The sequence below is a fragment of the Streptomyces cinerochromogenes genome (assembly GCF_014648635.1).
GTDB classification, from domain to species: domain Bacteria; phylum Actinomycetota; class Actinomycetes; order Streptomycetales; family Streptomycetaceae; genus Streptomyces; species Streptomyces cinerochromogenes.
Genome location: NZ_BMRM01000003.1, coordinates 41,455 through 62,620 on the forward strand (window position 1 = coordinate 41,455; position 21,166 = coordinate 62,620).

A 21,166-nucleotide genomic window follows, 5' to 3' on the forward strand; every position below is an offset into this window, starting at 1 on the left:
CGCGCCCCCTCAGGAGCCCACGCGCCTCCTCAAGACCATCCACGCGCCTCCTCAAGCGCAAGCGGGCCCCCCGAGAGCAAACGAGCGCCCTCTCCGGACCGGGCGCGCGCTTGTCCGACCGTCCCGCACCGCACGCCGCGGGATGTTTGTCCGACGGGCGGAAGGCCTCGTTCGGGCGACGGCCTCACCCGACCCGGTGAGTGGGCGGTGCGGGGCGTACCGGCGGCGGGCCCCGGGCGTTGCCCCGGCATGAACCGCTTGGACTGGATGGACCGGATGGACCGGATGGAGCGCCTGGAACGGCTGCGCCGACTGCGCCGCGTGGACCGCACCCGGGAGCCGATCTACGCCGGGCTGGTCGCGGAGTGGCGAGCACAGGGGCGGACCGTCCCCGCCGAACCCGAGGCGCTGTGGGCCGCCCTCCTCGGCCTCACCCTCGACACGCGCCGCGAGCCCGAGCACCGGTGACCGGGGCAGTCCCCCCGGGCCGCCCCCTCGCCTCGCCACCGTCCCCGCTCCGGCCACCCTCCCCGCTCCGGCCACCCTCCCCGCCCACGAGGCCGTCGTGTACGCCGCCGCCCTGGGCCTGACGGCCGCCGAGCCACCCCTGCCCGTGCCCCGGCGCACTGTCGGCGCGCCCTGACACACCACCGCGACGGACGCCCCGGCCCACCGCCGGCTCCGCCGCCTCGTCGGCGCCACCGGGCCCCCGTCCCCGGGACACCGCCGGACGGCCTGCCGCGACGTCCGCGCCGTGGTGTCCGGTCACTGCGCCGGATCCTCCTCCGCGCGCCGGACCGCCTGCTTCACGGCCTGCTCCAGCTCGTGCCGCGACATCCCCTCGCGCGCCGACTGTTCGGTCACCGCGACCTGGAACGCCTCGGACGCCCGCCGCCAGGCCTGCCACTGCGCGTCGTACTCGTCACCGCACAGGCCGGCCAACCTGGCGCGCTCCGCTTCGGCGGAACGTTCCAGCTTGAGCAGTTCGTCCGGAATTTCTGTCATATCTGGATGCTATGCAGGGTGTCACCGGGCCGCCCGTCCACGCTCCCGCCGGGCGCGCGCCGAGCGCTCGACCTTCACCCTGGGGCGGGCCGCAGCATCGGGGGAGCCGGGCGAGGCGCCCGGTGCGACGGGGCGGGCGTGGGGCTGTCGGCCGTCGGGGCGTTCGCGAAGGCGACCCGGCTTCTGAGTCGGGTGCTCGATTCCACGGCCTCCGAGAACCCCCCGGTGAACGTTGAACGTGGTAGGTGTCGGGGGTGTCGTCTCCTCCGGGCGCCGGACCGGCCGTGATAGTTTCATGTTCAACAAACTGCACCCGGAGGAGTCCAGGTTGACCAGTCCCGTCCCGGCCGGCGCCGCCCGGCGGATCTTCATCGACAAGCAGAGCCCGAAGGCGTACCACGCGCTGGTGCAGACGTCCGAGGCGGTCCGTACGGTCGCCGCCGAGGCCGGTCTGGACCGCGTCCTGGTGGAACTGGTCAACCTCCGTGTCTCGCAGGTCAACGGCTGCGCCTACTGCCTGCACCTGCACACCCGCGCCGCGCTGCGGGCCGGGGACACCCCGCAGCGCCTCGGCGTGCTCGCCGCCTGGCGCGACACCGACCTCTTCACCCCCGCCGAACGCGCCGCCCTGGCCCTCGCCGAGGCGACCACCGCCGCGGCCGACGGCGCCGCCCAGGACGCCGCCTACGCGGCGGCGCGGGACGTCCTGACCGAGGACCAGATATCGGCGGTGGTCTGGGTGGCCGTCACCATCAACGCGTTCAACCGGGTCTCGATCATGAGTCGTCACCCGGTGCGGGCCGAGTAGCGGTTGGACGCGCCGTCACCCGTCACCCGGCGTTCCGCGCATGACGGAACGACGAGCGATCCCCAGAGGCTCCACGTTCGAGGAGCGGATCGGTTGCGCCCGCGCCGTGGTCGACGGGGACTGGGTGCATGTCTCCGGGGCCACCGGCTCCGACTACGCCACCATGACCATCTCCGACGACGTGGTGCGGGTGCGCTGTCTGCTGCCGGACCGCGCGGACTGCGAGCCCTGCCGGGTCCGGGCCGCCCGCGGCCTCTTCGTGTCCGGCGGGGGTGATCGCGGTGGTGCCGATCCGGCCAATGTCGCGCGGCCGTTCCCGTCGGCCGGGGCGTGACGGGTGTCCGCTCTCGGTGACCGGCCGTCCGGCATGCGGGCAGTCGCCGCCGCCCGTCACCAGCGCGTGAGGTCCCGGCGCCGGTCCGGCTCTCGCCCGCCCTGTCGACGCGTCAAACCGGAGCGCCGATGGCCGGGGAAAGTCCGGAATCGACTATACGGAAGCGATTTTGAGGCCCCTCGTGATTAACCGGTGAACGATCACGGGAAGGTTCCGGGACGTCGCCGACACGCGATCTTCACCGGCCGGTCCGGAGCGACGCGTGTCATCCGTCCGCCCCCGAGGGGAGGTGCAGTGATGAAGCTCCTTTTCGCCCTTCGCAACCGCGTTGCCGCCGCCAAGAGCCTCAAGGCCAACGCCTGGTACCTCTGGTACTGAGCCGCATCACCGCATGCGCTGACATCGTTGTCCGGCCGAACCGCGATGCGGTCCGGCCGGGCAGCGGTGTCCTCTCGTCTCACCGCAGCCCCCGCCCCCGTACCGGAGCAGCCATGCCGCCGTCATCCACCGCGCGTGCCCGCGCCACCGTGTTCGCACCGCGGCTCGCCGCGCTCCTCGACGACCACCTGGGCCGGGACGTCTTCCGGCTGGAACCCGACACCGTCGGCGTCGCGGGGCACGAGGTCGCCGACCGCATCCTGGCCGCTCGCCGGGCCACCGAGACCGAGCGGCCCACCTTCAAGCCGCTGCACGGGCGTTCCATCACCCGCACCGAGGCCTCGGTGGTCACCCGGACCATCGGCAACGACGTACGCGACGCCCTGGCCAGGCCCCTGCCGAAGGACGTGGACCTCGCCGGCCCCTGGCCGCTGACCGGACACCTCTTCCTGCGCGACCTGATACTCGGTCAAGATCCTTACCGGCTGCGCGTGCTGATGAGCCGCAACCTCGAACTCACCCCGAAACTGACCTGGTCGGTGATCGCGGTCGGTGCCGCCCTGCCCGGCTGGCCCCGGCCGGACGCCCGGTTCACCGGCCTCGCCGACCGCGCGGCGCGGACACGGGGGTACCAGGAGCGGCGCTATGTGATGGGCCTGTACCGCAGGGCCGCGGCCCCCGTGTGCTTCACCGTCTCCACGCTGGTGGCCAACGCGCTCTGGCTCGGCGCCCCGTTCGACGACGGCGTGTCCAACCGGAACATCATCCTGGAGTCGCTACGGCTCCTGCCGCCCTCGTGGAACATCCTGCGCAACGCCTCACCCGAGTACCCGGCCGTCGACGGCCGCATCGGCGAGCGCGACGACGTCCTGCTGCTGCCGCTGCTGTCCCACCGGGACCCCGCCCTGTGGGACGACCCCGACGCCTTCCGTCCGGAACGCTGGGACCGCCTCGATCCCGACACCGCTCCGGGCTACCTGCCCTTCGGGCACTCCTCGGAGCGCTGCTGGGGCCGGCACATGGTCATGCCGCTGGCCGAACTGCTGCTGGACCTGGTCCGCGGCTCCGGGCTGGTGGTCGACCCCGGTCAGCGGGTGGGCCGGGTGCCTCTGCTGGGGCTGCTGGGCGTGGAGGAGGTGCGGCTCAGGCGACCGCGCTAGCGGAGGAAGGCCGGCGGGAGCCGCCGTTGACCACGCCGGCGCCCGATCCGGACCGCCGCCGAGGGCCGGCGGGTGCACGAGCGGGTCCAGGCCACGATCACGGTGACCGGGTCGGCCCTGGCCGGGCGCATCGGGCCGGGCCCGGCCCGCGCCCTGCGCGACGCGCTGACGTCCGACGGGGGAGCGCCTCCGCTCGTCGCCGCCCCCTGAACGGCCTCACACCGCGTGCTGCCGCTGCTCCGCCGGAACCGGCAGCACGACGATGCGCTGGACGGCCCGGCTGAGGACCAGCACGCCGCCGATGATCAGCAGGGCACCGCAGGCCTCCGGCACGAGCCACCAGCCGGTGCGGATCCGCTCGTCGAAGAGGGTGATCCCCAGGGCCAGGCTCACCACCGCGTCGCCGATGGTCAGCGCGGGCTGCGCCGCGGCCAGCGGACCGGCCTGCAGCGCGTTCTCCAGCAGGAGCACGGCACAGACGCCGGCGAGCGCGAAGCCGTACGTCTGCCAGGACCGCAGGAACGCCGTGAAGCCCTCGTCGGAGAAGGTGCCGCTGGCCGACTTCAGCAGGGCGGCGGTCAGGGCGTTGCCCGTCGCGGAGGCGGTGGCCAGCAGCGCGGCGCGCCGGGCCGGCGGACGGCCCCGGCCCGCCAGGAGAACGGCCGCGGCCATCACCCCGGCACACACGCACACGGCCGGGATCCACCGGTCGAGGGGCGCCTGGTCGGTCGCACCGTGCGGGGCCGCCGCGACGAGCAGCACGGCGAGGCCCGCCACACAGCAGCCGACCCCCCACCAGCCCGAGCGGGGCAGCCGCCGGTGCATCAGCGGCGCGGCGACGAGCAGCGCGAACGGCAGCTCCAGGATGAACAGCGGCTGGACCAGCGCGAGCGGGCCGTTGACCAGGGCCAGGCTCTGGAACAGCGCGGCGCAGACCACGCCGGCCATGCCGATCATCCAGAACGGCCGGTGCACCAGCTCCGCGAGCAGCCTGACCCCGCCGCGGCTGCTGACCGAGGCCGCCTTGCGCTGGAACGCGGTGCCCACGGCGTTGCTCGCCGCCCCCGCGACGGCGAACGCCGCGGCCAGTTCGATCACGACCATCTCCCGCCTGCCGGCAGACCTCCGGGAGGAGGATCGGGCCCCTTCAGCCTACGGAAGGCGCCACCGCCCCGCGCTCCGGGCGCCGGGCCCCCGCCGGTCCCGGCCGGCGTCCTCCGGCGGAGCCGGGCACCGGCCGGCCGACGCGCCGGTCACCGGCTCACGCGGCGTGCGGGCCCACTGGGTGGAGGGCCGCCTCCGCCTCGTGCACGCGCCACTCCTCCACCGTCTCCTGCTGGTGTCCGGCCCGGTCGAGGAGCGTGTCGAGCAGCTCGGCGTCCAGGCGCCCGTCGGTCGCGGCGAGCCGGCGCAGGGTCGCCCAGCCGGCCGCCTTGCCCTCCACCCCGATCCGCAGCGCCTCCAGTTCCAGCACGGTGCTGAGCGGCGAGCGCCGCACCAGGCGTCCGTTGCCCTTCAACCGGGCCGCCTTCTCGGCCGTCCAGCCCGCCCAGACCTTGTAGTGGCGCACGGGGACGTCCAGGTCCCGCATGATCTCCAGCAGCGTCTCCCGGTCCTCGTTGATCTCGACGGCGACGGCACCGATGGCCCGGCCGAGCGCGGAACCGCGAGAGGCGCGGGCCAGATGGCCGACCCGCTGGGTGCCCGCGGTGGCGCCGGCCAGGTGGTCGTTGAGATAGATACCGAGCAGCTTCATGTCGGTGCCGCCGGCGGACTCGGGCCCGGGCGTACCGGACCGTACCGGACCGTTCATGGCAGGCCTCCTTCGTGGCTTCCACGGCAGGGGACGGGAACGCCCACGGCGTCCGGCCGCGCGGGGTGCGCCGACCGTCGTCGTGACGCGTACCAGGCTCGGCGCGCGGGGCGCCGAGCCGAAACCGAAGCGGACGGCGGGCTCGACCGGGGCCAGGGGGCCGAGGTCCCGCCCCTCGTGGACGGCGCTCGCCGCGGTGATCCGGTGCAGGTCGCGTGCGCCGTACCACTCGCGCCGGCCACCGCCGGCACTCCCGCGGGTCCGCGTCCCGAGCAGCAGCCGGGCGGCTGGATCGGTCACCACCGTCCAGGGGGTCCGGGCGGCCAGCGCACCGGGGACGGCCCGCAGCAGGACCCCGGTCGGACTCCTGCGGCCGATGGTCAGGCGCAGGTCGAGCAGCGAACCGGCGGTGACCGTCCACCGGTCCCCGGTCACGCGGACCCGCACCGGTACGATCCGCACCTCGTCGAAGGCATAGGTGCCGGCGACGAAGTCCGCCGTGCGCCGGGTCGGGGCCAGCAGCAGACGGTGACCGTCCTTCCGCTCCAGCATGACGTCGCTGAACGGCCCGAACGGCGAGCGGGGCCAGTGCCCGAGGACCACACGGGTCCCGGACGCCGTCCCGATGCCGGCGATCCAGCCGTCGAAGCGGAGCCGGTCGGCCCCGGCCGGGCCCGGCGCGGACGCGTTCATCCGTCCCGGGCACGGTCGCGGACCCGGCCGCCGCGCCCCACCGGACGGGCGACGCCCAGCCGTACGTTCCGCACCCCGTCCGAGAAGTGCACGATCGGCTCCGTCACGGGCGGCGGCAGCCCCACGACCTGGGTGCACGTCTCCACCAGCGCCGTCAGACGCGCGTCGCGCAGCGGCCAGGGGGCGTGCTCGACGGGCGTCTCCCACAGCGCGCCGCAGCGTCCGGTGAAGGCCCGCCAGCGCGAGGTCAGCCACACGTCCAGCCGGCCGGGCCGGATCGGCTCGCCCGGCCGGACGGCCATGCGGTACCCGGGACCGCCGCCCCGCCGGGCACCGGCGTAGTGCACCGCGTCCTCCCGCCGTGCCAGCTCCAGACACCCGACGTGGTACGGCACCCCCACCGCGCGGGCGGCCAGCATCACCGGGCAGGTCACCTCGAGGGACAGGAACCACAGCCCCTCCCGGCCGCCCGGGCCCCGCACGTAGGTGCGCAGATTGGTCTCCGGGAAAGGGGGCAGGGCCACCGGCGACCCGGGCGGGCGCACGCCGGACATGAGGAACGGCGTGAGGCTCACCCAGGCCGAACCGTCGTACGTGTCCACGACGAGCCCGCGCGGCAGCAGGGGCTGGACCCGGGCGGGCGGGAAGGCCCAGTGCACGAACGTCTGGGTCAGCCAGTCGGCCCGCAGCGCCGGGACGTACACACGCTGCCGGGGTCCATACGACACCACGCGCACCGACTCCCCCGGAGCAGGGCGCCGAAACCCGGCCCACCGCGTCGGACGGCCCGCCCCCGCTCCGGGGAAGTCGGCTCAGGTGGCGCGCGTTCCGCCGCCCCGGCGGATGCGGCCCAGCAGGTCCCGGTGGTACGCCGCGAGCCGGCCGGCCGGCACCGGGGCGGGGCTCCCGGCCAGCGTGTACCAGGTGTCACCACCGGAGTGCTGGACGGCGACCCGCACATTGCGGCCGTCGGGCAGGAGGATCGTCGCGACGGTGAGATCGCCGGTGATGACGCCGACCTCGTCGGTCATCGCCCCGCCGGGACCGGCGGTGACCCGGTCGACGTAACTGTTGATGCTGGGAGGGTTGTTCATGGGGCGCAGGTTTCCACCAACCCGGCCGGCATGCCCCGCACCGCGCGGGCGGCGCGCACGGCTGTCGCCGTGTTGGACGTGCCGCGAAGGTGTTCGGCCGGCCCTCAGCCGAACAGCGGGAGCCGCTGCGCCGCCGCACCCAGGGCAGCGCGTTCGGCGTCCGTGGGCGCGGCCCGCCCGGTGCCCACGCGCGCGTACCGCTCGGCGCTCCACTCAGCCGGGGCGGGCCGGCCGAGGAGGCCGTCCAGCGTGGCACGCACCGCCGCCAGACCCTGGGGCGAGGGCCCGGGGGCGTCCGGGAGGTGGACGGTCAGGTCGAGGTGGTGGACGGTCGCCTCCACCGCCAGCGTGGTGATCAGGTCCCCGGCCGTCAGCACATGCCCCTGCGTGGCCACCCGCCGACCGGGATCGGCCGCCTCCGCCGCGTGCACGGCCGCCGCCAGTGTTTCCAGGTACAGCTCCTGCATCTGGCCGAAGACCAGGAACATGCTCCCGTTCACCCGCACCCAGCGCCGGCCGTTCGCCGCCCCGGCGGTGTCGGGCCGCCAGTCCTGCCAGTAGGTCACCGCGTCCCGGTCGACGGGACCGTCCGCCGGCGTGTGCAGGGCCACCAGGCCGCGCTGGGCGTCCTGCAGACAGTGGAAGACCAGATCCCGGACCGCCCAGCCCGTGCAGCCCGTCGGCAGCCAGGACTCCTCGTCGCCCAGCCCGGCGACGACGGCCGAGGCGGCCTCGTAGGCGGCGCGCAGGACCCGCGCCGGAGTCGTTGCGTTCACTGTGCTCATAGGTCTCCCCGAAGGTGTGCGGTGGCCGGACGGAACGTCCGGCCTCGGCCGATCGTCCCAGCCGATCGTCCCAGCCGTCGCCGTCGCCGAACGCGCGACAGCGTCGGACGCGCGCCCGTTCACACGCGGCTGGAGGTCGCGGTGTCCGCGGAGAGCCGCTGGGCGACGTAGATCGGGATCACCGACAGCAGGACCAGTACGGCGGCCACGACGTTCACCACCGGCGCCTGCTGCGGCCGGGTCATGTTGCCGAAGATCCAGATGGGCAGAGTCTCGATGCCCGGCCCCGCGGTGAAGGTGGTGACCACGACCTCGTCGAAGGACAGCGCGAAGGCGAGCAGCGCGCCCGCCAGCAGCGCCGAGCGGACGAGCGGGAAGGTGACGTCCGCGAAGGCGCGGAAGGTGCTCGCGCCGAGGTCCATGGCCGCCTCCTCGTACGAGCCGGACGTACGGCGCAGCCGGGCCACCACGTTGTTGAAGACGACGACGATGCAGAAGGTGGCGTGTCCGACGATCACCGTGAACAGCCCGAGGCCCACGCCGAGCGGTTCCAGGACCGTGCTGAACGCCGAGTTGAGCGCGATGCCCGTGACGATGCCGGGCAGCGCGATCGGCAGGACGACGACGAAGGAGACGGTGTCGCGGCCGAAGAAGCGGTGGCGGGCCACGGCGAAGGCGATGAGCGTGCCGAGGACCAGCGCGATGGCGGTGGCCCCCAGCCCCGCCTTCACCGAGACCCACAGGGCGTCGCGGGCACCGGAGTTGTGCGCGGCCACCGACCACCAGTGCGCGGTGAGCCCCGGCGGCGGCCAGCTCGCGCTGCGGTCCGGGTTCAGGGAGTTGACCAGGACCAGCAGCAGCGGGACGTAGATCACCGCGAAGCCGAGCCCGGCGCCGATGCGCAGGGCGGTCCGCGCGGTGCGGCTGAGATGCATGGTGCTCTTCTCCTCCGGGTCCTGGGGTCCTACAGGCTGTTGAGGGCGCCCGTACGGCGGATCGCCAGCAGGTACAGGACGATCACGGCCACGGGCACGGTGCCGAGCGCGGCGGCCATGGGCAGGTTGAGTTCGATGTTGGAGTACACGAGGTTGCCGATCAGCTGGGTCTTGCCGCCGACGATCTGCACGGTGATGTAGTCGCCGAGGCTGAGCGAGAAGGTGAAGACGGAGCCGGCGGCGACCGAGGGCAGCACCAGGGGCAGGACGACCGAGCGGAAGGTCCGCCCCGGCCGTGCGCCGAGGTCCGCCGACGCGTCCAGGAGGTTCGCCGGGAGCTGTTCCAGTGCGGTGTGGACCGGCAGGATCATGTACGGCAGCCAGAGGTACGTCAGGGTGAGGACGGTGGCGGGCAGGCCGTAGCCGGGGCCGCTCAGCCCGAACGGCGCGAGTATCCAGTCGGCGAGGCCGCCCTCGGAGAGGATCAGCCGCCAGGCGTACACCTTGACCAGGTAACTCGCCCACAGCGGGGTGAGGATGGCCACGACGAGCAGCGGGCGCCACCTGGGACGGGCCACGCGGGCCGTGTAGAAGGCGACCGGGAAGGCGATCACCGCGCACAGCACGGTCACGGCGAGCGCGACCCCGACGCTGCGCAGGATCACCTGGCGGAACACCGGTGTCGTGAACAGCGCGTGGAAGTTGTCCGTCGACCAGACCTTCACCACCTGGGAGGTGAAGGAGTCCGTCGTCCAGAAGGCGGAGACGAACAGGACGGCCAGCGAGCCCAGGTAGAGCACGGCGAGCCACAGCAGCGGGGCGGTGAGCAGGAGGGCCAGGCGCAGCCGGGGCCTGCGGTGCAGGGTTCCGGCGAGCCGCCGGACGGTGCCCCGGCCGGCGGCGGTCGGCTCATGGGTGGTCACGGCTCAGCCCTTGATCTCGGTCCAGGCCTGCACCCACTTGGCGTACGGGACGCACGTGACGTCCGTGCGGCCGTCGAGGCACTGCTCGATGGGCGTGTTCCAGAAGGCGATCTTCTTCCAGTAGTTCTCGTCGGCGGCGTGGTAGACCGTGCAGAAGTTCTTGTCGCTGGTCTGCGCGCACGCCTTGGAGTTGGCGGGCGCCTCGCCGAAGTACTCGGCGACCTGGGCGTTGACCTTGGGGGAGACGATCCAGTCCAGCCACTTGTAGGCGCAGTTGGGGTGCTTGGCCCTGGCGGAGACCATCCAGGTGTCGGACCAGCCGGTCGAACCCTCCTTGGGCACCAGTGCCTTGACCTTGGCCCCCTCGGAGGCGGCGAGGTTGGCGATGACCTGCCAGGTGGTGCCCACCACCGAGTCACCGCTCTTGAAGGCGGAGACCTCCTTGAGGTAGTCGCTCCAGTACTCGCCGATGTTCGCGTTCTGCCGCTTGAGCAGCGCCACGGCCGCGTCGAACTGCTTCTGGTCGAGGGCGTACGGGTCCCGGATCCCCAACTCCGGCCTGGTGGCCTTGAGGTACAGGGCCGCGTCGGCGATGTAGATCGGCGAGTCGTACGCGGTGACGTGCCCCTTGTACCGGGAGGCGTCGTCGAAGACGGCGGACCAGGAGGTGGGGGCGGGCGTGACCTTCTCGGTGTCGTACATCAGCAGGTTGGCGCCCCGGCCGTGCGGGATGCCGTACATCTTTCCCTTCACGGAGTTCCAGGCGCCGTTCTTCAGCCCGCTGAAGACGTCCCGGTAATGGGGGACGAGGTCGGTGTTGACCGGGGCCGCGTCACCGGAGGCGATCAGGCGCAGTGAGGCGTCGCCGGAGGCGGAGACGGCGTCGTACTCGCCGGTCTTCATCAGCTTGACCATCTCGTCCGAGCTGGCCGCGACCTTGGAGTGGACCTGGCAGCCCGTCTCCTTCTCGAAGCCGGAGACCCAGTCCGCCTTCGGGTCGTTGGAGCCGTCCTCGACATAGCCGGCCCAGGCGATCAGGTTGACCTGGCCCTCGGTCCTGCCGAGCTTCGCCGGGGCCTTCAGGTCGGGCGGGTTGAGGCCGGTGGCGGACGTACCGCCGGAGCCGGAGGAGTCGCAGGCGGCGGCGAGCAGCAGCGCGGCGGCGCAGACGGCTGAGGCGCGCAGGGTACGGGTGAGGCGCACGGCGTTCTCCATGGGGGAGGGGGACGGTGTCAGGAGGGGAGCCGGACGGCGTGCCGGCGGTGCCACGCGAGGCGGACCCGGGTGCCGCGGTAGGCGGCGACGTCCGCGGAGGAGGTCTCCAGGTTCTGCTGGAGGGCGGTGAGCCGGCCGCCGCCGTCCAGGTCGACGAGGAAGCGCGTGGCGTCGCCGAGGTAGACGACCTCGGTGACGGTGCCGGTGGCGGTCGTGTGCCCGGGCTCGTCCGGCTCGGCGGCGTCCTTCAGCACGCGGATCTTCTCGGGGCGGATGTTGTAGGTGCCCGGGGAGCCGGTGATCCGGTGGGCCGCCTCGCCTTCGAGGAGGTTGGAGGTGCCGACGAAGGAGGCGACGAAGGGGGTCGCGGGGCGTTCGTAGATCTCCGCGGGGGTGCCGACCTGCGCGATGCGGCCCTGGTCGAAGACGGCGATCCGGTCGCTCATCGTCAGCGCCTCCTCCTGGTCGTGGGTGACGAAGACGAAGGTGATGCCCACCTCGCGCTGGATCGCCTTCAGTTCGACCTGCATCTGCTCGCGCAGCTTGAGGTCGAGGGCACCGAGCGGTTCGTCCAGCAGGAGCACGCGGGGCCGGCCGACGAGGGCGCGGGCGAGGGCGACGCGCTGGCGCTGTCCGCCGGACAGCTGGGCGGGCCGCCGCTGGCCGTAGCCTTCGAGGCGGACCTCGGCGAGCGCCTTGCGGGCGCGGACCAGGCGTTCGGCCTTCGGGACCTTGCGGACCCTGAGCCCGTAGGCGACGTTCTGCTCGACCGTCATGTGCGGGAACAGGGCGTAGTCCTGGAAGACGGTGTGCACGTCCCGCTCGAACGGGGCGAGGCCGGTGACCTCCTGTCCGGCGAGTTCGATCCGGCCCTGGTCCGGTGTCTCGAAGCCGGCGAGGAGCCGCAGCACCGTCGTCTTCCCGGAGCCGGAGGGGCCGAGCATCGAGAAGAACTCGCCGTCCCGTATCTCCAGGTCTACCCCGGCCACGGCGGTGGTCTCGCCGAACGCCTTCCGCAGGCCCTGCAGCCGGATCGCAATTCCCTCCATGGGGGAACCTTTCTGGCGCGCTGAACGTTGACCGCAAACATATGAAGTCATAGGTCATAGCTCAAGGTCCCCTTAAGGTAAAGCTTGAGTCAACGCACGAGGTGGTGGCCGTGAGGCAGCACGAGACCGACGGAGGCGCCCGCAAGGCCGTCTTCGCCCCGGTGGACAACCGGGCCCGCGTGGACACGGTCGTCCGGCGCATAGGGGACGCCATCGAACTCGGACTCCTCGCGGACGGGGAGCAGCTCCCCGGGGAGAGCGAGCTGGCCGGACGGCTCGGCGTCTCCACGGTGACCCTGCGCGAGGCGCTCATGGCGCTGCGGCAGCAGGGTCTGGTCACCACCCGCCGGGGCCGCGGCGGCGGCAGCTTCGTCTCGCTGCCGGAGGTCCCCGCCGACGACCGGCTCAGGGCGCGGCTGCGCGGCTGGAGCACCGAGGAGCTGCGCGACCTCGGCGACCACTGGGCCGCCCTGTCCGGAGCCGCCGCCCGGCTCGCCGCCCAGCGCACCGAACCCGCCGACCTCCAGCCGCTGCGCCGTACGGCCGAGGAGCTGGGGGACGCCGGGGACGCGGCGGCACGCGGCCGGCTCTACGGCCGCTTCCACGTCGAACTCGCCGCCGCCGCCCAGTCCGCCCGGCTCACCCGCGAACAGGTCGCCCTGCAGAGCGAGGTGGGCGCCCTGCTCTGTCTCGTCCTGGCCGACGACGCATATCGTGAAGAAGTTGCGGAGCGTCACCGCGCCGTCGTCTCCGCCGTGCAGGATGGGGCCCGTGAAACGGCCGGCACGCTGGCCGAGCGGTGCGTCAGGGAGTCGGCGGCGCGGCTCGTCGCCGTACGCCTCACCCTCTGACCGCGTCGCGTCCGGTTCCCGTCCGCTGGAGGAGACCATGGGCGTCAGCACGGGGCTCGCCGCCTTCGCCACGGAGCCGGAGACACGGGTCGCCGCGCAGGTGTGCGGTGCGCTGGAGGCCGTCTTCGAGGCGGTCGCCGCCACCCGTGCCGACACCGCCGCCCTGCTGCACCGGGCGGCCGCCGAGGGGCGCCGGCCCGTCAGCCGCGACCTCGCCGCCCTGCGCCCCGGACTGCATCTGCGGCTGCGCCACGAGGAACTCGTCTCCGGCGCCGGCTTCGTGGCGGCCCCCGGGCTGCTGGCCGACGTGCCGGCCTGGCTGGAGTGGTGGCAGACGGGCGCCGAGGGGGACGTGCGCCCGCTCCTGCTCGATCTCGACCCCCACCGGTCGGCCTACTCCGACTACACGCACTGGGACTGGTTCGCCCTGCCCCGCGACACCGGGCGCCGGGCCGTGGCCGGGCCGTACGTGGACTACCTGTGCTCCGACGAGTACAGCCTCACCTTGTCCGAACCGGTGCGGATCGGGGGGCGGTTCGCCGGGGTCGCCGCGGCCGACGTGTACCTGCGGCACTTCGAGGCGGCCGTGCTGCCGCTGCTGCGGGGCCTGTCCCGGCCGGCCCGCCTGGTGAACGCCCGTGGCCGGGTCGCCGCCTCCGCCGACCCCGCCCACCTGGCCGGCTCCCTCACCAAGGGCCCGGACTTCGGCGGACTCCTCACCGCCGCGCGGCCCGGCACGTACGACGGACTGCGGCTGGTGCCGTGCCGGGGCGTGCCCCTGGTGCTCGTCCTGGCCTGAGCGCGGCCGCGGCCTCCCGGGTACGGGTGCGACCCCGGGCCGTCCGTGCGGCGGCCCGGGGTCGAGGTGCGGCACTCGGGGTGCCTCAGGCGGCGAGGCGCTCCGCCAGCTGGCGCGCCCTGGCCTCCGCCGCCTCGAAGGCGCGGTCGCGGGAGGCCTCGTACAGCGGGACCAGCTCGGCCATCGCCGGGTTCTTCGACGCCATGGTCAGCTCCGGGACGATGAACTCCACGTCCAGGCCGAGGGCGTCGGCCAGGACGGCCTTGAGGTAGTTCTGCACGTACTCGTAGCCCTCGCGCGGGGTGCCCGGCGCGTAGGAGCCGCCGCGGCTGGCGACGACGGTGACCGGGGTGCCCTTGGCGGACGGGTTCTCGCCCGCGGTGCGGCCCATCAGGATCACGTTGTCCAGCCAGGCCTTCAGGGTCGACGGGATCGTGTAGTTGTACATCGGGGCGCCGATCAGGATCGCGTCGGCCTGCTCCAGCTCCTGGATCAGCTTCAGGCGCTCGGCGAAGACGGCGGCCTGCTCGGGCGTGTGGGCGGCCTCGGGGACGAAACCGGCGAGGTGCGCGTCGGCGGTGATGTGCGGGACCGGCTCGGCCGCCAGGTCGCGGTAGACGACCGTGCCCTCGGGGTGCTGCTCCTGCCAGTGCTTGCGGAAGGCCTCCGTCACGGCGCGGGAAGCCGACGCCTGGGTCGGGAACACGGACGAATCGATGTGCAGCAGGGTGGCCATGGGTGTCTCCGTAAAAGGCTGGGCAGCCGCACGCCGCGGCGCGTCGGCTCACGTTTCGTACTGGACTATGTTTAACACATCGACTTACTTTTTCTCAGCCCCCTACGGTGGGGTAGTACCCTGGAGGCATGGCGGCGGAGCAGAACCACGACAGCGCGGCGTGCAAGCGGGTGGACCAGGGCATCACCCGCGTCTTCCAGCTGCTCGGCAAGCGCTGGAGCGGTCCGATCGTGGCCGTCCTGGTGGAACAGCCCGCCTACTTCACCGATCTCCGCCGGGCCGTCCCCGGCATCAGCGAGCGCATGCTGTCCGACCGGCTCGCCGAACTCGGCGCGGCCGGCCTCGTCCTGCGCGAGGTCGACGAGGGCCCCCCGCTGCGCGTCTCCTACCGCCTGACCGAGGCCGGCGCCGCTCTGGAACCCGCCCTCCGCGAGCTGGCGCAGTGGGCGAAGGTCCATCTGCCGGAGGCATCGGCATGGCCGGAGACCAGCCTGGAGCGGCCCGGCCGAGTGCGGGCCTAGCAGCGCCACGGGGCTGTCCGCCGGCCCCGGCCAGGAGCGCCACGGGGCTGTCCGCCGGCCCGTCAGTCCACCGGCCAAGTGTGCACCGGGGCGTTGAGGTGCATGTAGTCGATGTACACCTGCGTCATCCGGCGCAGCGCCTCGTGCCGGCCGGCGTGCGCGGTGCCGGCGACGTGGTGGAACATCTCCTTCTGCCACACCGCTCCGTTGCGCGCCGTCACACAGCGCTGCTCGATGACGCCGAGCAGCGGCTCCCGCCACGCCGCGTCCATGCCGGAGTGCTCCAGGCCGCGGTGCGCGAGCGGCAGCAGCCGCCGCAGCACCAGCTCCGGCACCGGCACCTCGCCCATCCCGGGCCAGTACAGCATCGCGTCGATGCCGTGCCGGGCGGCCGCGTGCAGGTTGTCCTCCGCGGCCGCGAAGGACATCCGGGACCACACCGGCCGGTCCTCCTCCACCAGGGCCCGGGTGAGCCCGTAGTAGAAGGCGCCGTTGGCGAGGGTGTCGGCCACGGTCGGGCCGGCGGGCAGCACCCGGTTCTCCACCCGGATGTGCGGCCGGTCGTGGGCCACCGCGTAGACCGGCCGGTTCCAGCGGTAGATCGTGCCGTTGTGCAGGGTCAGTTCGGACAGCTCGGGGACGTCGCCGCGGTCCAGTGTCTCCGCCGGGTCCTGCTCGTCGCACAACGGCAGCAGGGCCGGGAAGTAGCGCAGGTTCTCCTCGAACAGGTCGAAGACACTGTTGATCCACCGCTCCCCGAACCACACCCGGGGCCGTACCCCCTGCACCTTGATCTCCTCCGGGCGGGTGTCGGTGGCCTGCTCGAACAGCGGGATCCGGGTCTCGTGCCACAGCTCCTTGCCGAACAGGAACGCGGAGTTGGCCGCGAGCGCCACCTGCACCCCCGCGATCGCCTGCGCCGCGTTCCAGTAGCCGGCGAACTCCTCCGGGGACACCTGCAGATGGAACTGGGTGCTGGTGCACGCGGCCTCCGGGGTGATCGTGTCCGCGTAGGTCCGCAGCCGGTCGGTGCCGTCGATCTCGATGCGCAGGTCCTCGCCGCGGGCCGCGAAGATCTGGTCGTTGAGCAGCCGGTAGCGGGGGTTCTCCGACAGCGCGTCCTCGTCGATGTTCTCCTGCCGCAGCGTGGGCAGGATCCCGATCATGAGCAGGCGGGCGCCGACCGTGCGGGCCCGTTCCTCGGCGTGGTTCAGCGCGGCCCGGATCTCCGACTCCCAGGAGTCCGGACCGCCCGCCGTCAGCCGCCGGGGCGGGACGTTGATCTCCAGGTTGAAGCGGCCCAGCTCGGTGGACCAGGCCGGGTCGGAGATGGCCTCCAGCACATCGCTGTTGCACATCGCCGGCTCGGCCGCGTCGTCCACCAGGTTCAGCTCGATCTCCAGGCCGACCTGGGGCCGCTCCGACTCGAACCGCGCCTCGCGCAGCATCTGCGCGAACGCGTCCAGGCACTCCTGCATCTTGGTCCGGTACCGGCGGCGGTCCTCGCGGGTGAAGACGAGCGCCGGGACGTCACGCCCCATCGGCCCTCCAGGTCCCCTCGTCGGACACCTCTCCACCCAGCGTCGCACCATCGCCCGAGGGGCACCAAGCGGGTGCCGGGGTGCCGGGGTGCCGGGGTGCGGCGATCGGGTGCGGGGATCGGGGGCGCGGGTGCGGCGTGCGGGATGCGCGGCGGGGGATGCGACGGGTGCCGGGCGGCGTGCGGGCCGGCACCCCCGAGCGGAGGCGAGGCGCGGCGCGGATTCTCCGTGTGCGTACGGGCCGTACACGCATCCGCCTCTTCCTCCCCATGATCACTTGTCAGTAGGGTGCGGCAGTCCACACGCCCCGCCCGCTTCGAAGGAGCCCCCATGTCCGCACCCTCGGCCCGCCCCTCCCGCCGCCGTCTGCTGACGGGAGGCGCAGGTCTGGCCCTCGCCGCCTCCGCCACCTCCCTGGTCTCCCCGCCCGGGGCCGCCGCGGCCGAGCCGAAGACCGCCGCGCTGTACCCGCTCAAGCCGACGCACCTGCTGGAGGCCGAGACGCTGGTGGAGTACCTGCGGCTGCGTACCGGTCCCTGGGACCACAACCGGTACAACGTGGAGACCGACGGAAGAACCCTCGGCAGGACCACGGTGACCTGGGGCCGTCCCGGCCACCCGGAGGAGTTCGAGAACCTGTCCCAGTGCGCGTCGTTCATGACGCTGCTGCTGGAGCGCGCCTACGGCAGCGACACCGCCTACGGCTGGGCCACCGCGTCCTACTTCGACCAGTACTTCCCCACCAAGAACGCCCCGGCCGGCACCCCCCGCTCCGGTACCTACCCCACCGCCGAGGACCTGCAGGCCGGTTTCCTCAACGCCTCCGACGTGCCGCACTTCGACCCGGTGACCAAGCCGGTCAACCTGCGCCCCGGTGACATCGTCGCCTGGGACAAGGACCCCGACGACAAGACCGTCCCCTACACGGGGCACACGGTGATGATCCGCGCCTACCTGGGGACCTACGCCTCGTCCGTCGACAGCAAGCTGGACATACCCGGTGTCGTCCCGCACCTCTTCCAGATCGTCGACTGCACCGACAACCCGCACGGCGGCCCGGACCTCACCAGCCAGACCAGCATCGACCGCTACCGGGCCTACCCCGACACACGGGCCGAGCTGAGTGACGACAACCGCACCTGGACGCAGCACAACGGCGTGGGCTACGGCCACATGGTCTTCTACGCCGACCCGGGCACGGGCCTCTTCGCGGGGTACCGCTGGAGCCTCAACAGCTCCCAGCCGTATCCGGCGGTGGCTCAGGCGGTCGAGGGCAAGCGGCAGATCGCCGCGGGCCGCGTCAACGCGTTCGTGGTGTAGGGGCGGCAACGCCGGCGGACCGGGCCCGGGGTGGCGGGCCCGGTCCGCCGGCGTCCCGGCCGGTCAGACGGTCCTGCGGGCCACGCCGCCGTAGAAGCCGATCTCCTCGGAGCGGGGCGGCGGCGGGGTGTCCGGGCGCCAGAACGGCACCTGGGCCAGGCCCGGCTCGACCAGCTCGAAGCCCTCGAAGAACCGCTCCACCTCGGCGCGCGTGCGCAGGTTCAGGGAGGCGGTCGCCTTGGTGTAGACGGCCTGGGCGGCGCTGCGGTCGGCGAAGTCGCCCGTGGCGTGCGAGAGCACCAGGAAGCTGCCGGCGGGCAGCGCGTCGCGCAGCGTGGCGACGATCTCCCCGGGCCGGTCCGCGTCGGCGAGGAAGTGCAGGACGGCGACGAGGAGCAGGGCGACCGGCCGGTCGAAGTCGATCAGCTGGCGGACGTCGGGGTGGTCCAGGACAGACCGCGGGTCCCGCAGGTCGCCGAGGACGATACGCGTCGTACCGGACCTGCTGAGCAGGGCGTTGCCGTGCGCGGCCACGATGGGGTCGTTGTCGACGTACGCCACCCGGACGTCCGGCGCCACCGACTGGGCGACCTCGTGCACGTTCGGCGACGTGGGCAGGCCGGTGCCGACGTCCAGGATCTGACGGACCCCGCTGCCGACGACGTACCGGACGGCGCGCTGGAGGAAGGCGCGGTTCGCCCGCACGCCGATCCGGGCCTCGGGGGCCGCGGCGGCGAGTTCCTCGCCCGCCCGCTGGTCCACCTCGTAGTTGTCCTTGCCGCCCAGGAGGTAGTCGTAGATCCGCGCGGGATGCGGTCTGCTGGTGTCGATGGTCACGGCCTCGAAGCCGTCCTGTGTCACGCGTAGCTCCTCTCCACGGCCGGTACCGGCCCCGGTCCGTACCCGGCCGGGCACAGCTTCCCACACCACGGTGCAACTCCCGTCGCCGCGTCGGGAGTTCCCGCAGGTCGCCGACCGCACGCGGCGGGGCGCGGCGGGCGGGCCGCTCCCGCCGCCTCACCCGTCCGGACCGCTCCGGCTGGCGCGTGCGGGCACGGCGGCGGAGGGTCGGAACAGGATGCCCGGAGGGCCTCCGCACAGGGCCGGCGGTGCGGCTGCGACCGCCGGGGCCCGGCCCCACGGACCGGCACGCCGCCTGGGCCGCACCAGCGGCGGTGGGCCGACCGGCAGGGGCGGGGAACGGTGAATCCATGCGCTCGGGCCGTTCCCCGCCCCGTCGGACACCGGCCGGTCACGCCGGGCCGGGGTCCTGCCGGTGCCGTCCGGGCGGGCGCCAGCCGCCGCTCACCTCCTTGGCCGGCTTGTGCGGGAAGCGGCGTTCGGCGTACCGCTGTGCCGCGGAGCCCGGCAGGACGTAGAGGGTCTCCGTCTTCTCCCGCAAGGGGCGCAGCACCGTGTCCAGGTACTGCTTGCGGTCGTCCAGGTACGGCCCGAGCACGTCCTCGCCGGCGGGGCAGACGGCCAGGCAGTACCCGGACTTGTAGCTGGGCTTGAAGGCGAGGCTCTGCCACATCGAGGCGTTCTCCGGGTCGGTCACCCGGTCCCGGAAGTCGGCGGCGTCCTCGCTGTCGGCCACCGTCTGCGCCCAGTCGGTGAACCCGCTCATGAACTCCCGGTAGTTGTGGGTCGTACAGGCCAGGGGGTCGAACGCGCCGTCCTTGCCGATCGCGCCCACCGGACACGCGGCGACGCACAACTTGCAGTCCACGCACGGGTTGTAGTCCAGCGGCCGCCCGTACGCGCTCACCGGGGCGTCCACCAGGACCGTGGCCAGCAGGACGAAGCTGCCGAACCGGGGGTGGATGACGTTGCGGTGCAGGCCCATCACGCCCAGCCCGGCGGCCACGGCCACGGTCTTGTGGGACACCACCCAGATCCGGCCCGGGAAGCGCTCCATCTCCTGGGGGAAGCCCGCCGACGGGTTGAGTGCGCGGTGGCCGGCGTCCTGCAGGGCCCGGGCCACGGCGCGGGCGGCCGCGTTGACCCGGAGCGGGTGTTGTCCCGGTTCATCCGGACCATGAGGGAGATCAGGGTGCGGGTTCCGGGCAGTGCGGCGAGGACGTGTTCGCGCTCCCCGGCGAGGTCCGGGTGGTCGAGGCGCACGGCGGCGGCGTCGGCCGCGCCGGCCTCCCGGCACAGGGCGCGCAGCCAGTCGGCGTCGATCACCGGGGGCGGCGCGGGAGTGCCGCCCCCGTCCGCCCGTCGTGCCAGTACGGCCCGCACGGAGGGGTGGGCGGCGAGGGATGCGGGCAGCTTCCGGGGCCCCGCCCGCTCGGGGGTGTCCTGCTCGCTCATCGTGGCCCTTCCTGCTGGGTTGGAATTTCAAACGCACTATGGAGGGTGATCGGCGGTTCCGGCAAGGGGGTTCTCGGCCGCCGGGGCGGGTCGGGGTTGCCGTGGGAAACCGATCGGTTTACGGTGGTGAAAACCGATCGGTTTCCCGTCTGGAGACACCCGCATGACGTCGATCAAGAACTCAGTCGCCCTGGTCACCGGCGGCAGCCGCGGTCTGGGCAAGGCCCTGGTGGAAGAGCTGTACGCGCGCGGCGCCGCCAAGGTGTACGCCACGGCCCGCGACCCGCGCAGCGTCACGCACGCCGACGCCGTCCCCCTCGCGCTGGAGGTCACCGACCCGGCGTCCGTGGAGGCCGCCGCGGCGCAGGCCCAGGACGTCACCGTCCTGGTCAACAACGCCGGCATCTCGCTCGGCGCGCACTCCTTCCTGGACGCGGCGGTGGACGACGTGCGCCGGGAGTTCGAGACCAACTTCTACGGGCCCCTGCTCGTCACCCGGGCCTTCGTGCCGGTCATCGAGCGCAACGGCGGCGGACACCTCCTCAACGTCCACTCCGTGCTCTCCTGGGTCGGCGTCGCCGGCTCCTACAGCGCCACCAAGGCGGCCCTGTGGTCCCAGACCAACTCGCTGCGCCTGGAGCTGGCACCCCGGGGCATCGGGGTCACCGGACTGCACGTCGGCTACATCGACACGGACATGGTCGCGGACGTGGACGCCCCCAAGTCGGCTCCCGGGGCCGTCGCCGCGCTCGCGCTCGACGGTGTCGAGGCCGGGGCGTACGAGGTCCTGGCCGACGACCTCAGCCGGCAGGTCAAGGCGGGACTCTCGGGCGACCTGGCGGCGCTGTATCCCCAACTGGCCGGCTAGCCCGGGCCGGCCCGGCGAGGCG

At 73.3% G+C, this 21,166-nt stretch carries 26 protein-coding genes and 1 pseudogene; 11 read left to right on the plus strand and 16 right to left on the minus strand.

All coding sequences use genetic code 11. The features are described 5' to 3' along the window. Nucleotides 1–249: 249 nt before the first annotated feature. Entirely contained in the window at nucleotides 250–468 is a 219-nt protein-coding gene (locus IEZ20_RS06840; protein WP_229895915.1) for a hypothetical protein, read from the plus strand. Between the two features lie 297 nt (nucleotides 469–765). On the opposite strand, the gene IEZ20_RS06845 is transcribed toward IEZ20_RS06840, so the two are convergent. After that, entirely contained in the window at nucleotides 766–1,005 is a 240-nt protein-coding gene (locus tag IEZ20_RS06845) for a hypothetical protein (protein ID WP_229895916.1), read from the minus strand. Nucleotides 1,006–1,333: 328 nt separating this feature from the next. Here IEZ20_RS06845 and IEZ20_RS06850 point away from each other — a divergent pair, with 328 nt between their 5' ends. The 5 genes from IEZ20_RS06850 to IEZ20_RS06865 all read left to right on the plus strand — a co-directional run bounded on the left by IEZ20_RS06850 (nucleotide 1,334) and on the right by IEZ20_RS06865 (nucleotide 3,895). Then, nucleotides 1,334–1,813, plus strand: coding sequence for a carboxymuconolactone decarboxylase family protein (locus IEZ20_RS06850; protein ID WP_189295473.1), 480 nt, complete (start codon nucleotides 1,334–1,336; stop codon nucleotides 1,811–1,813). Between the two features lie 40 nt (nucleotides 1,814–1,853). Continuing rightward, entirely contained in the window at nucleotides 1,854–2,147 is a 294-nt protein-coding gene (locus IEZ20_RS06855) for a RidA family protein (RefSeq protein ID WP_229895917.1), read from the plus strand. A 297-nt stretch (nucleotides 2,148–2,444) separates the two neighbouring features. Beyond that, nucleotides 2,445–2,525, plus strand: coding sequence for a tryptorubin family RiPP precursor (locus tag IEZ20_RS40670; protein ID WP_223284023.1), 81 nt, complete (start codon nucleotides 2,445–2,447; stop codon nucleotides 2,523–2,525). A gap of 113 nt (nucleotides 2,526–2,638) precedes the next feature. Then, the gene (locus tag IEZ20_RS06860; protein WP_189295475.1) at nucleotides 2,639–3,685 is read left to right on the plus strand and encodes a cytochrome P450; all 1,047 of its coding nucleotides are present in this window, start codon (nucleotides 2,639–2,641) and stop codon (nucleotides 3,683–3,685) included. 72 nt (nucleotides 3,686–3,757) lie between these two features. After that, the gene (locus tag IEZ20_RS06865; protein WP_189295477.1) at nucleotides 3,758–3,895 is read left to right on the plus strand and encodes a hypothetical protein; all 138 of its coding nucleotides are present in this window, start codon (nucleotides 3,758–3,760) and stop codon (nucleotides 3,893–3,895) included. A gap of 6 nt (nucleotides 3,896–3,901) precedes the next feature. On the opposite strand, the gene IEZ20_RS06870 is transcribed toward IEZ20_RS06865, so the two are convergent. The 10 genes and pseudogenes from IEZ20_RS06870 to IEZ20_RS06915 form a co-directional block, all read right to left on the minus strand. Further along, entirely contained in the window at nucleotides 3,902–4,783 is an 882-nt protein-coding gene (locus IEZ20_RS06870) for a DMT family transporter (RefSeq protein ID WP_189295478.1), read from the minus strand. Nucleotides 4,784–4,946: 163 nt separating this feature from the next. Beyond that, nucleotides 4,947–5,498, minus strand: a complete 552-nt coding sequence (locus IEZ20_RS06875; RefSeq protein ID WP_189296188.1) for a hypothetical protein — start codon at nucleotides 5,496–5,498, stop codon at nucleotides 4,947–4,949. 63 nt (nucleotides 5,499–5,561) lie between these two features. After that, nucleotides 5,562–6,191 (minus strand): annotated as a pseudogene (locus IEZ20_RS06880) (hypothetical protein); the annotation flags it as partial. Next, nucleotides 6,188–6,922 carry a YqjF family protein gene (locus IEZ20_RS06885; RefSeq protein WP_229895918.1) on the minus strand — a complete coding sequence of 245 codons (735 nt, stop codon included), beginning with the start codon at nucleotides 6,920–6,922 and terminating at the stop codon, nucleotides 6,188–6,190. The gene IEZ20_RS06885 and the pseudogene IEZ20_RS06880, both read right to left, overlap by 4 nt. A gap of 81 nt (nucleotides 6,923–7,003) precedes the next feature. Then, nucleotides 7,004–7,285: a hypothetical protein gene (locus IEZ20_RS06890; protein WP_189295480.1), complete on the minus strand. Its 282-nt coding sequence runs from the start codon at nucleotides 7,283–7,285 to the stop codon at nucleotides 7,004–7,006. Nucleotides 7,286–7,389: 104 nt separating this feature from the next. After that, a complete protein-coding gene (locus IEZ20_RS06895; RefSeq protein WP_189295482.1) occupies nucleotides 7,390–8,070 on the minus strand; it encodes a maleylpyruvate isomerase N-terminal domain-containing protein in 681 nt (226 codons plus the stop codon). A gap of 119 nt (nucleotides 8,071–8,189) precedes the next feature. Beyond that, nucleotides 8,190–9,005 (minus strand): ABC transporter permease, encoded by an 816-nt coding sequence (locus IEZ20_RS06900; RefSeq protein ID WP_189295483.1) that lies wholly within the window; start codon nucleotides 9,003–9,005, stop codon nucleotides 8,190–8,192. A gap of 29 nt (nucleotides 9,006–9,034) precedes the next feature. Beyond that, nucleotides 9,035–9,928 carry an ABC transporter permease gene (locus IEZ20_RS06905; RefSeq protein ID WP_189295485.1) on the minus strand — a complete coding sequence of 298 codons (894 nt, stop codon included), beginning with the start codon at nucleotides 9,926–9,928 and terminating at the stop codon, nucleotides 9,035–9,037. Between the two features lie 3 nt (nucleotides 9,929–9,931). Next, nucleotides 9,932–11,131 (minus strand): ABC transporter substrate-binding protein, encoded by a 1,200-nt coding sequence (locus IEZ20_RS06910; RefSeq protein WP_229895919.1) that lies wholly within the window; start codon nucleotides 11,129–11,131, stop codon nucleotides 9,932–9,934. Between the two features lie 29 nt (nucleotides 11,132–11,160). Continuing rightward, entirely contained in the window at nucleotides 11,161–12,192 is a 1,032-nt protein-coding gene (locus IEZ20_RS06915; protein WP_189295489.1) for an ABC transporter ATP-binding protein, read from the minus strand. A gap of 110 nt (nucleotides 12,193–12,302) precedes the next feature. Between IEZ20_RS06915 and IEZ20_RS06920 the strand changes: the two genes are divergently transcribed. Together IEZ20_RS06920 and IEZ20_RS06925 are read left to right on the plus strand one after the other, a co-directional pair. Beyond that, a complete protein-coding gene (locus IEZ20_RS06920; RefSeq protein ID WP_189295491.1) occupies nucleotides 12,303–13,043 on the plus strand; it encodes a FadR/GntR family transcriptional regulator in 741 nt (246 codons plus the stop codon). Nucleotides 13,044–13,080: 37 nt separating this feature from the next. Continuing rightward, a complete protein-coding gene (locus IEZ20_RS06925; protein WP_189295493.1) occupies nucleotides 13,081–13,842 on the plus strand; it encodes a PDC sensor domain-containing protein in 762 nt (253 codons plus the stop codon). 85 nt (nucleotides 13,843–13,927) lie between these two features. Here the strand turns inward: IEZ20_RS06925 and IEZ20_RS06930 are convergent, their stop codons facing one another. After that, nucleotides 13,928–14,578 carry an FMN-dependent NADH-azoreductase gene (locus IEZ20_RS06930; RefSeq protein ID WP_189295495.1) on the minus strand — a complete coding sequence of 217 codons (651 nt, stop codon included), beginning with the start codon at nucleotides 14,576–14,578 and terminating at the stop codon, nucleotides 13,928–13,930. A 128-nt stretch (nucleotides 14,579–14,706) separates the two neighbouring features. On the opposite strand from IEZ20_RS06930, the gene IEZ20_RS06935 reads away from it, so the two are divergent. Continuing rightward, the gene (locus tag IEZ20_RS06935) at nucleotides 14,707–15,099 is read left to right on the plus strand and encodes a winged helix-turn-helix transcriptional regulator (protein ID WP_189295497.1); all 393 of its coding nucleotides are present in this window, start codon (nucleotides 14,707–14,709) and stop codon (nucleotides 15,097–15,099) included. Between the two features lie 62 nt (nucleotides 15,100–15,161). Here the strand turns inward: IEZ20_RS06935 and IEZ20_RS06940 are convergent, their stop codons facing one another. After that, entirely contained in the window at nucleotides 15,162–16,640 is a 1,479-nt protein-coding gene (locus IEZ20_RS06940) for a glutamate-cysteine ligase family protein (protein ID WP_189295499.1), read from the minus strand. A gap of 330 nt (nucleotides 16,641–16,970) precedes the next feature. Here IEZ20_RS06940 and IEZ20_RS06945 point away from each other — a divergent pair, with 330 nt between their 5' ends. Then, entirely contained in the window at nucleotides 16,971–17,960 is a 990-nt protein-coding gene (locus tag IEZ20_RS06945; protein ID WP_189295501.1) for a hypothetical protein, read from the plus strand. 63 nt (nucleotides 17,961–18,023) lie between these two features. Here the strand turns inward: IEZ20_RS06945 and IEZ20_RS06950 are convergent, their stop codons facing one another. From IEZ20_RS06950 to IEZ20_RS39510, 3 genes are all read right to left on the minus strand, one after another. Beyond that, nucleotides 18,024–18,821 carry an SAM-dependent methyltransferase gene (locus tag IEZ20_RS06950; RefSeq protein ID WP_189295503.1) on the minus strand — a complete coding sequence of 266 codons (798 nt, stop codon included), beginning with the start codon at nucleotides 18,819–18,821 and terminating at the stop codon, nucleotides 18,024–18,026. A gap of 391 nt (nucleotides 18,822–19,212) precedes the next feature. Beyond that, nucleotides 19,213–19,878, minus strand: a complete 666-nt coding sequence (locus IEZ20_RS39505) for a 4Fe-4S binding protein (protein ID WP_229895920.1) — start codon at nucleotides 19,876–19,878, stop codon at nucleotides 19,213–19,215. Continuing rightward, nucleotides 19,806–20,276: a hypothetical protein gene (locus IEZ20_RS39510; RefSeq protein WP_229895921.1), complete on the minus strand. Its 471-nt coding sequence runs from the start codon at nucleotides 20,274–20,276 to the stop codon at nucleotides 19,806–19,808. Before IEZ20_RS39510 ends, IEZ20_RS39505 begins: the two co-directional genes overlap by 73 nt. A gap of 163 nt (nucleotides 20,277–20,439) precedes the next feature. Between IEZ20_RS39510 and IEZ20_RS06960 the strand changes: the two genes are divergently transcribed. Then, complete coding sequence (locus tag IEZ20_RS06960; RefSeq protein ID WP_189295505.1) at nucleotides 20,440–21,144, plus strand: SDR family oxidoreductase; 705 nt, start codon at nucleotides 20,440–20,442, stop codon at nucleotides 21,142–21,144. Nucleotides 21,145–21,166 lie beyond the last annotated feature (22 nt).